Raw genomic sequence first — 8946 nt, 5'->3', positions numbered from 1 at the left:
GCGTCGATGAATTCCACCTGCCTGACCTTCTCGTGCGGCGCGACGTGGGCGGCGACATGGGCCATCACGGCATCCGCATCGAGCTCCGCGCCCTGCTGTACGACGACGAACGCCTTCGGCACCTCCTGACCGTCGTCGTCGAAGGCGCCGATCACGGCGGCGTCGGCGATGGCGGGATGCTCGAGCAGCACCGCCTCGAGCACCGCGGGCGCCACCTGGTAGCCCTTGTACTTGATGAGCTCCTTCAGTCGGTCGACGATCCGGAAGACGCCGTCGTGGGTGACCGTGGCCACGTCGCCGGTGTGCAGCCACCCGTCGGCATCCAGCATCTCGGCCGTCGCGTCCGGGCGGTTGAGGTAGCCCTTCATCACCTGCGGTCCGCGGATCAGGATCTCGCCGGGCTCGCTCACACCGTCGGTGGGGGCGTCGATGTCGCTCCCGTCTTCCGCGAGCAGCCTGGCCTCGGTGTTCGCGAGCAGCATCCCGACGGAGGACCGGTCGATCTCCGGGCGGTCATACGGGATGGCATGGGTCACGGGACTCGTCTCGGTCATGCCGTACCCCTGGCAGACGACGCAGTCGAGATGCTCGGCCACCGCGGCCGCGAGCGTGCCGTCGAGAGGCGCCGCTCCCGAGAACACGACCGTGATCGCCGAGGTGTCGAACTGGTCGACCAGCGGATGCTTGGCCAGGGCGACGGCGATGGGCGGGGCGATGAACACCCAGTTCGTGCGGTGCTCCTGAACGACACGGAGGAACTCGCCCAGATCGAACTTCGGCATCGTGACCAGCGCGGCCCGCTGGCGCAGGGCGAAGTTCAGCAGCACGGTCATTCCGTAGATGTGGAAGAACGGGAGCACCGCGAGAACCCGATCGCCGTCGCCGACGGAGATCGTGGTGCGGCACTGGCTCACATTCGCGATGAGGTTGCGGTGCGTGAGCATCACACCCTTGGGCCTGCCGGTGGTGCCGGAGGAATAGGGGAGGACTGCGAGGTGCGTCGCCGGGTCGAAGTCGACCTCCGGGGCGGATCTGCCCTCTCCGAGCAGAGCGGGCAGCGAAGGGTGCCCGTCGGCCCCGTCGAGGACGATCACATGGTCGTCGTCGAAGCCCAGCGCGGCAGCCGCGGCCTTCGCGCCCGCAAGCAGAGGCGACACGGTGATGACCCACGAGGCGTCGGCATCCGTGAGCTGGTTGGCGATCTCGTCGGACGTGTAGAGGGAGTTGATCGTCGTCGCGGTGGCTCCCGCGCGCAGGATGCCGTGGAAGATCGTCGCGAACGCCGGGATATTGGGGCACAGCACTCCCACCACGGTGCCCACCCCGACGCCGCGTGCGGCGAGGGCCCCTGCGAACAGGTCGATCTGCGCGATCAGCTGGCGGTAGGTGGTGGTGGCCCCGCTGACCCCGTCGACGAGGGCGACGGCGTCGAGGCGATCCTCCGCCACGTCGCCGAACAGGAACTCGTGGATCGAGACGTCGGGGATCTCGATATCGGGATAGGAACTGCGCACCATGAGATCTCCTTCGATCCGGGGAGGCGACGACGTCGTCTGGTGCGATCCAGTGTCGCACAACTCGGCACCCGGTCCCAGTGGCGCGTACAAGAGTCGGAGCAGGGCGGACCCGAGAGTAGGCTGATGCGGTGACTGATGCAGAGACCCGACACAGAGGGCCTCGTGCCTATACGGCGTTCATCGGGATCGGCCTCCTCGCGGGCCTCCTCTCCGGCCTGTTCGGGGTGGGCGGCGGCACGGTCATCGTCCCGCTGCTCGTGCTGTTCCTGCACTTCAATCAGCGACTCGGTGCCGGGACCTCGCTCGCCGCCATCGTCCCGACCGCGACGGTCGGCGTCATCTCCTACGCGCTCAACGACTCGGTCGCCTGGATCCCCGCGCTGATCCTCGCCGCGGGAGCGGTGGTCGGAGCCCAGATCGGCACCCGATTGCTGCCGCGGATCTCGCAGACCGTGCTGCGATGGTTCTTCGTCGGCTTCCTCGTGGTCGTGATCGTCAGCCTGTTCCTGGTGATCCCGTCTCGGGACGCCGAGTTCGAGCTGCACCTGCTCACCGGCATCGCCCTCGTCGCGGTCGGTGTGGGCACCGGCATCCTCGCCGGGCTCATCGGCGTCGGCGGCGGGATCGTCGTGGTGCCGATCCTCATGCTCGCCTTCGGCACCAGCGACCTCGTGGCCAAGGGGACCTCGCTGCTGATGATGATCCCCACCGCGATCTCGGGGACCATCGGCAACCTCCGCAATCGCAACGTGGATCTGACCGCCGCGGCGATCGTCGGCATCTCGGCCTGCACGACGACGGCGCTCGGGGCGTGGCTGGCGACGCTCATCGACCCGCTCCTCGGCAACATGCTGTTCGCGGCATACCTCGTCTTCATCGCCGTGCAGATGGCGATCAAGGCGATCAAGGGGCACCGGAAGGGCGACTGAGGGCGGCGACGTCGCATGCCCTCGGTAGGATCGAGGGGTGGCAGTGAATCAAGAACTGGTCGGTCGTGAGTTCCCTCCGACACCCCCGTACCTCGTCGGTCGTGAGAAGGTGCGCGAGTTCGCACGCGCCGTCTTCGCCGACGCCCCGGTGCACCTCGACGTCGAGGCGGCACGCGCCGCCGGGTTCGCCGACGTCGTGGCCCCGCCGACCTTCGCCATGGTCATCCAGGACCTCACTCTGCAGCAGCTTCTCGGGGAGCCCGATTCCGGGATCGTCCTGGCGCGCACCATCCATGCCGAGCAGCGGTTCGCCTACACACGACCGATCGTCGCGGGAGACGAGCTCACCGGCCGGCTGAGCGTCACCGGAATCCGCATGATGGGCGGCAACGCGATGATCACCAGCGCCGCCGAGATCACCGATGCCGACGGCGCGCACGTGGTCACCGCGACCAGCGTGCTGCTGGTCGGCGCCGAAGAAGGAGCACAGTGATGCCGTTCGCCGTCGGAGACGTCGTCGCAGAGCGCAGCGTCCACCTCACCCGCGAGTCCCTCGTCCGTTATGCCGGCGCCTCCGGAGACTTCAACCCGATCCACTACCGCGACGACATCGCCGCCTCGGTCGGGCTCCCCGGCGTCCTCGCCCACGGTATGCTCACGATGGGCATCGCCTCGTCCGTGGTCGTCGCCGCGCTCGAGCCCGGCACCGAGATCCTCGACTACGGAGTGCGCTTCACCAAACCCGTCGTCGTCGATCCGGCCGCGGGTGCCGACCTGCACGTGGTGGCCACGGTGGGTGCGGTCGACGAGTCCTCGACCCGCATCGACCTCAAGGTCACGTTCGACGAGACCACCGTGCTGGTCAAGGCGCAGCTGCGCGTCGCCTCCTGATGGGCGACGGCGTGGTGCGTGAGCGGGAGCCCCTGGCGCTCTCGACCCTGACGACCCTGCGCACCGGAGGCGCGCCGGAGCGGATGCTGGAGGCTGCGACGACCGACGAGCTCGTCGCGGCGCTGCGAGACGTGTGGTCGCGCGGCGATGACTGGTTCGTCCTCGGTGGCGGCTCCAACCTCTTCATCGGCGACGAGCCGTTCGAGGGCACCGTCATCCGCATCCTCACTCAGGGCATCGAGGAGCTCCCGTCGCCGCACGCCGGACGCATCCGGCTGCGTGTGCAGGCCGGGCACGGCTGGGACGCCCTGGTCGCCTACGCGGTCGAGCACGGCTATGCAGGCCTCGAGGCCATGAGCGGCATCCCCGGCACGGTGGGCGCATCGCCGGTGCAGAACATCGGCGCATACGGACAGGAGATCCAGGAGACCTTGGTCGAGGTCGAACTGATCGACGAGGCGACGGGCGAGATCTCCGTGGTTCCCGCGTCCGAACTCGGGCTCGGATTCCGCACCTCCGTCCTCAAGCATCACTACGGGGGAGTGTCGCGGCGTCGCGCCGTCATCCTCTCGGTGACCGTCGATCTCGTGGTCGCCCAGGAGCGGGTCGTGCAGGGCGCGCAGCTGCGCCGGGCGCTGGGGTTGGATTCCGACGCGCCCGTGCCGCTGACCTGGGTGCGCGAGCGCATCCTCGCCACCCGCGCGTCCAAGGGGATGCTGCTCGACGATGCCGACCCCGACACGCACGGCGTCGGCTCGTTCTTCCAGAATGCGATCGTGCCCGAGGCGGTGGCGCGCGCGCTGCCCCCCGAGTGCCCGCGGTGGCCGGTGACGCCCGATCTCGACACGGTGACGGTGATCCCGCTCGCGCTGTACGACGGGTACGTTCCGCCGGTCAAGCCCGAGACTCCCGACGTCAAGGTGAGCGCCGCGTGGCTGATCGAGCAGGCAGGCATCCGCAAGGGCTTCGCGCTGCCGAGGTCGCGGGCCTCCGTGTCGACCAAGCATGCGCTCGCCCTCACCAACCGGGGCGGTGCGACAGCCGCCGAGGTGTCGGAGCTCGCACGGTTCATCCAGAGCCGGGTGCACGCGGAGTTCGGGCTCGTGCTGCAGCCCGAACCGGTGCTGCTCGGCGTGGAACTGTAGTCACGCCCGGCCGTCCGCGACCGATCGACTGACAACGTCGACGGTTCGCCGTACACTCGCGGCATGAGCGGACTGATCCCGTACCTGATGTTCCCCGGCAACGCCGCTGAGGCGTTGGAGCACTACCGCGCCGTCTTCGGCGGGGAGCTGCAGCTCGTCGACTATGCGCAGGCGGGTCGCCACGACGGCCCGGGAGACGCGGTCGCGCACGGGCAGCTGTCCGGTCCGGTCGAGGTGGCCGGGGCCGATGCCGGGGCCGACGACGACGCCGTGCAGATGAGCGGGATGTTCCTCTCGCTGCTCGGCACCGCCGACGCGTCGACCCTCACCGGCTGGTTCGACCGCCTGTCGAACGGCGGCCGCGTCATCGACCCGTTGCAGAAGAGACCCTGGGGCGACTACGACGGCACGCTCGTCGACCGGTACGGCATCCGCTGGCTCATCGGATTCCGCGACGAGGACTGATCTCGGTGCCGCGCGGCCGCCGGCGTCAGGAGAACAGCCGCTGCAGGCGCTGCACGCCTTCGAGGAGCTGGTCGTCACCGAGCGCGTACGACATGCGGATGTACCCCGACGGGCCGAAGGCCTCGCCCGGGACCACGGCGACCTCGGCCTGCTCGAGAATGAGGTCGGCGAGCTCGAGCGACGTGGTCGGCGTCACGCCGCCCCAGGTGCGGCCGAGAAGGCCCTGCACGTCGGGGTAGACGTAGAAGGCGCCCAGGGGGTTCGGCACGACGAGGCCCTCGATCTTCGACAGCTCCGAGACGATCAGGCGGCGACGGCGGTCGAACGCCTCACGGAACTGCTCGGCCTCGGTCTGCGGTCCGTTGAGGGCCGCGATGGCCGCCTTCTGGGCGACGTTGTTCACGTTGCTCGTCAGGTGCGACTGCAGGTTGCCGGCGATCTTGATGGCGTCGGCGGGCCCGACCATCCAGCCCACGCGCCAGCCGGTCATCGCATACGTCTTCGCGACGCCGTTGACGAGGATCGTCTGGCCGGCGACCTCGGGCACGGCCTCGACGACCGAAGTCGCCGTGACGCCCTCGTAGGTCAGGTTCTGGTAGATCTCATCGCTGATGATCCAGATGCCGTGCTCGAGCGCCCACTCGCCGATCGCCCTGGTCTCCTCGGCGGTGTAGACCGATCCCGTGGGGTTCGACGGTGAGACGAACACGAGGGCGGTGGTGCGCGCGGTGCGCGCGGCCTCGAGCTGCTCGACGGTGACCTTGTACTCCTGGTCGGCGCCGGCGAACACCTCGACCGGGGTGCCGTCGGCGAGGCGGATGGCCTCGGGGTAGGTGGTCCAGTACGGCGCGGGCAGCAGCACCTCGTCGCCGGGGTTCACGACCGCCTGGAATGCCTGGTAGACGGACTGCTTGCCGCCGTTGGTCACGATGACCTGGCTCGGCGAGACCTCGAGGCCGGAGTCGCGCAGCGTCTTCGCAGCGATCGCCTCGCGGAGCGCGGGCAGGCCGGGAGCCGGGGTGTACCGGTAGCTCGCCGGGTCGGCGAGGGCCTCGGCCGCGGCGTCGACGATGAACTGCGGGGTCGCGAAGTCGGGCTCGCCCGCCGCGTAGGAGATGATCGCCTTGCCGTCGGCCTTGAGGGCCTTGGCCTTGGCGTCGACCTTGAGGGTCGCCGATTCGGCGATGGCGGACAGCTTGCGGGAGAGAGGAGCGCGTTCGGTCACGACTACGAGCGTACTCGGATGACGCGTCGCACCGCCGGGTGGGTCGTCATCAAGAATCCGTGTTCTTGCGCGCCACGCTCGGACACGCGTTCCCGCGGGCACCGCTCAGGCGGTCGTGAACCCGTGCGCGCGGGCGACGGCGTCCAACGTGATGCGGCCGCCCTGCACGTTCAGGCCCTTCGCCAGCGAGGCGTCGGCGGAGGCTGCCGCCTCCCAGCCCTTGCCGGCGATCGCCGAGACGTAGGGCAGGGTCGCGTTGGTCAGAGCGCGGGTCGCGGTCTCGGGCACGGCACCCGGCATGTTGGCGACGCAGTAGTAGATCGAGTCGTGCACCGCGAAGGTGGGGTCATCGTGCGTGGTCGGGCGCGAGCCCTCGAAGCATCCGCCCTGATCGATCGCGATGTCGACGAGCACCGAGCCCGGCTTCATCGCCGCCACCATGTCGTCGGTGACGAGCTTGGGCGCCGCTGCGCCGGGGATCAGCACCGAGCCGATCACGAGGTCGGCGGTCGCCAGCTCCTCGGCGATGTCGTAACGGCTGGAGGCGCGGGTCTGCAGCGCGCCGCCGTAGCGGTGCTCGAGCTCGCGGAGCCGGGGGAGGGAGATGTCGATCACGGTGACCGTGGAGCCCAGTCCCAGTGCGTTCGCGGCGGCGTGCTCGCCGGCGACGCCTCCGCCGATCACGACCGTCTTGGCGCGGGGCGTGCCGGCGATGCCGCCCATCAGCACGCCGCGCCCTCCGGCGGAGCGCATCAGCGAGTACGACCCCATCGTCACGGAGAGCCGGCCGGCGATCTCGCTCATGGGCACGAGCAGCGGCAGGCTGCGGTCGGGCAGTTGCACGGTCTCGTAGGCGACGGCGGTCGTGCCCGCATCGACCAGCGCGGTCGTCAGGGCGCGGTCGGCGGCGAGGTGGAGATAGGTGAAGAGCGTGAGGTCGGGACGCAGGAAGCCGTACTCCTGCGCGATGGGCTCCTTCACCTTGATCAGCAGGTCGGCCTCGCCCCAGGCCTCGTCCGCCGTCGCGACGATCTCGGCACCCGCGGTGCGGTAGGCCTCGTCGGAGATGCCCGACCCGACACCCGCCCCGGACTGCACCAGCACCCGATGGCCTTCGTGCACCAGACGGTCGGCGCCCGCGGGGGTGAGCGCGGTGCGGTTCTCGTTGTTCTTGACCTCGGTCGGTACGCCGATCTTCATCGATCCTCCAGGTGCGGTGTGGGTGCACCCAGAATCGCAGAAACGTCGATCCGAAGACAGAATCACTGAAGAAGATTCGCATCGAGACGAATTCCTGCATAATCGTTCGCATGGAGACCTCTGCGGAGCCCCCTCGTCCGAACACTCTTCGGGCCCCCGCGCTCGACGCCGTCGATGCGCGCATCGTCACGCTGCTGAGTGCGGACGGGCGGATGACGAACGCCGAACTCGCCGGGCACCTCGGTGTCGCGCCCTCGACGGCCCACTCGCGGCTGCGCGCACTGGTCGATCGAGGGGTCATCACCGGCTTCCACGCCAGTGTGGACGAGCGGATGCTGGGCGCCGGCCTGCAGGCCGTGATCGGCGTCACGCTGCGACCGAGCGGACGACGCGAGAGCATCGTGGAGTTCGCCGATCGGGTGCGGGTGCTCCCCCAGGTGATCCAGGTGTTCTTCCTCGGCGGGGATGACGACTTCCTGCTGCACATCGCTGTCGCCGATTCCTCCGAGATGCGCGAGTTCGTGCTCGAGCACCTCTCGGCGCAGAGCAGCGTCGCATCCACGCGCACCAGCATCGTGTTCGACTACCACCGCAACTCCGTCGCCGCCTCGTTCCGCTGAGCCGGAGCATCGGAGCGAGAGGCCGCTGGCGGCCGCCGGGTCAGGAGCCGAACGCGGCGGGGAGGGCGCAGTAGTCGGCGAACCTGCGGGTCGGATGCTCGGGATCGGTGACATCCACCAGCGCCGAGGCGATTGTGTGCGGCTGCTCGTCGCCCGCGAGCTGCCAGAGGGTGAAGTTCCACATGCCGCGAGCGTCGGGGCCGAGCAGCGCGGCGGGTCCCGAGACGATCAGGACGGTGCCCGCGGTGTCGTTCGCGCGGAACGGCGAGATGACGACGTCGCGCAGTACGGGGGAGTCGACGTCGTCGCTGTGCACGCGCTCGACCGACTGCCCGGCGGCGGTGAGGGCTGCGGCGAGGTCGTCGGCGGCCCGGCGGGAGCGCCCGGCATCCGCACCGGCGACGGCCAGAAGGCGGGTGCCGCGGGGGTAGAGGTGCAGGAACTCCGCGGCGATGTCGGTCCAGACGTCGGTCATGTCCTCAGGCTACGCCCGCGTGGACGACTGAGGTCTCAGCCGTACATCAGGATGAAGGTGATGAAGGACAGTACGTGCAGGACGATGCCGAAGGACGCGAGGGTGCGGACGCCGGTGCACTGCGGGATGCCGATGGTCAGCAGCAGCGCGATTACGCCCACCAGGCTCCAGATCCAGGAGGTCCAGACGAAGAGCACCGGGAGGAAGAGCGCGTAGCCGCCGCCGGCGAGGAGCGCGAGGACGACAAGCAGCAGTGCGAGGATCCAGGTCCCCAATGAGAGCCAGGCGGTCACCGATGCGCCGATGTACCGTCCTCCCCGCGGCGGTGCGTGCGGCGTGGGCACCGGAAGGCGCGTCGCCGGGGGTGGAGTGAACGGCGAGGAGGCGGGCCGGGACTCGGAGGCGTCGCTCATCGACACAGCGTGGCACAGCGGGCATACGGATGCCGGCATGAATCGCCCGCATCCGCTCCCGTCGCG

The 8946-nt window shown here is 69.5% G+C and carries 11 protein-coding genes; 6 read left to right on the top strand and 5 right to left on the bottom strand.

Going from position 1 to position 8946, the window contains the following annotated elements:
• Nucleotides 1–1517: AMP-binding protein (locus tag ABTZ43_RS11750; protein WP_350538929.1), on the bottom strand; the 1517-nt coding region annotated here is incomplete at its 3' end.
• A 128-nt stretch (nucleotides 1518–1645) separates the two neighbouring features.
• Between ABTZ43_RS11750 and ABTZ43_RS11745 the strand changes: the two genes are divergently transcribed.
• From ABTZ43_RS11745 to ABTZ43_RS11725, 5 genes are all read left to right on the top strand, one after another.
• Nucleotides 1646–2446: a sulfite exporter TauE/SafE family protein gene (locus tag ABTZ43_RS11745; RefSeq protein ID WP_056420023.1), complete on the top strand. Its 801-nt coding sequence runs from the start codon at nucleotides 1646–1648 to the stop codon at nucleotides 2444–2446.
• Nucleotides 2447–2483: 37 nt separating this feature from the next.
• The gene (locus tag ABTZ43_RS11740; protein ID WP_350538928.1) at nucleotides 2484–2939 is read left to right on the top strand and encodes an FAS1-like dehydratase domain-containing protein; all 456 of its coding nucleotides are present in this window, start codon (nucleotides 2484–2486) and stop codon (nucleotides 2937–2939) included.
• Entirely contained in the window at nucleotides 2939–3337 is a 399-nt protein-coding gene (locus ABTZ43_RS11735; protein ID WP_350538927.1) for a MaoC/PaaZ C-terminal domain-containing protein, read from the top strand. Before ABTZ43_RS11740 ends, ABTZ43_RS11735 begins: the two co-directional genes overlap by 1 nt.
• Nucleotides 3337–4482, top strand: a complete 1146-nt coding sequence (locus tag ABTZ43_RS11730; protein WP_301285127.1) for a UDP-N-acetylmuramate dehydrogenase — start codon at nucleotides 3337–3339, stop codon at nucleotides 4480–4482. The genes ABTZ43_RS11735 and ABTZ43_RS11730 overlap by 1 nt, the downstream gene beginning before the upstream one ends.
• A 63-nt stretch (nucleotides 4483–4545) precedes the next feature.
• The gene (locus ABTZ43_RS11725; RefSeq protein ID WP_056420031.1) at nucleotides 4546–4947 is read left to right on the top strand and encodes a VOC family protein; all 402 of its coding nucleotides are present in this window, start codon (nucleotides 4546–4548) and stop codon (nucleotides 4945–4947) included.
• A 25-nt stretch (nucleotides 4948–4972) separates the two neighbouring features.
• On the opposite strand, the gene ABTZ43_RS11720 is transcribed toward ABTZ43_RS11725, so the two are convergent.
• On the bottom strand, nucleotides 4973–6172 hold the full coding sequence (locus ABTZ43_RS11720; RefSeq protein WP_056420034.1) for a pyridoxal phosphate-dependent aminotransferase: 1200 nt from the start codon (nucleotides 6170–6172) through the stop codon (nucleotides 4973–4975).
• Between the two features lie 105 nt (nucleotides 6173–6277).
• On the bottom strand, nucleotides 6278–7372 hold the full coding sequence (gene ald, locus ABTZ43_RS11715) for an alanine dehydrogenase (RefSeq protein ID WP_350538926.1): 1095 nt from the start codon (nucleotides 7370–7372) through the stop codon (nucleotides 6278–6280).
• Between the two features lie 110 nt (nucleotides 7373–7482).
• Here ald and ABTZ43_RS11710 point away from each other — a divergent pair, with 110 nt between their 5' ends.
• On the top strand, nucleotides 7483–7992 hold the full coding sequence (locus ABTZ43_RS11710; protein ID WP_056420040.1) for an Lrp/AsnC family transcriptional regulator: 510 nt from the start codon (nucleotides 7483–7485) through the stop codon (nucleotides 7990–7992).
• Nucleotides 7993–8032: 40 nt separating this feature from the next.
• Here ABTZ43_RS11710 and ABTZ43_RS11705 read toward each other — a convergent pair whose 3' ends face one another.
• Together ABTZ43_RS11705 and ABTZ43_RS11700 are read right to left on the bottom strand one after the other, a co-directional pair.
• Nucleotides 8033–8467: a hypothetical protein gene (locus ABTZ43_RS11705; protein WP_350538925.1), complete on the bottom strand. Its 435-nt coding sequence runs from the start codon at nucleotides 8465–8467 to the stop codon at nucleotides 8033–8035.
• Between the two features lie 35 nt (nucleotides 8468–8502).
• Entirely contained in the window at nucleotides 8503–8880 is a 378-nt protein-coding gene (locus ABTZ43_RS11700; protein WP_350538924.1) for a hypothetical protein, read from the bottom strand.
• Nucleotides 8881–8946: the final 66 nt, after the last annotated feature.

The organism is Microbacterium sp. NPDC097977 (genome assembly GCF_040302605.1).
Taxonomy (GTDB): domain Bacteria; phylum Actinomycetota; class Actinomycetes; order Actinomycetales; family Microbacteriaceae; genus Microbacterium.
This window is presented reverse-complemented; position numbering and strand designations above follow the sequence as displayed.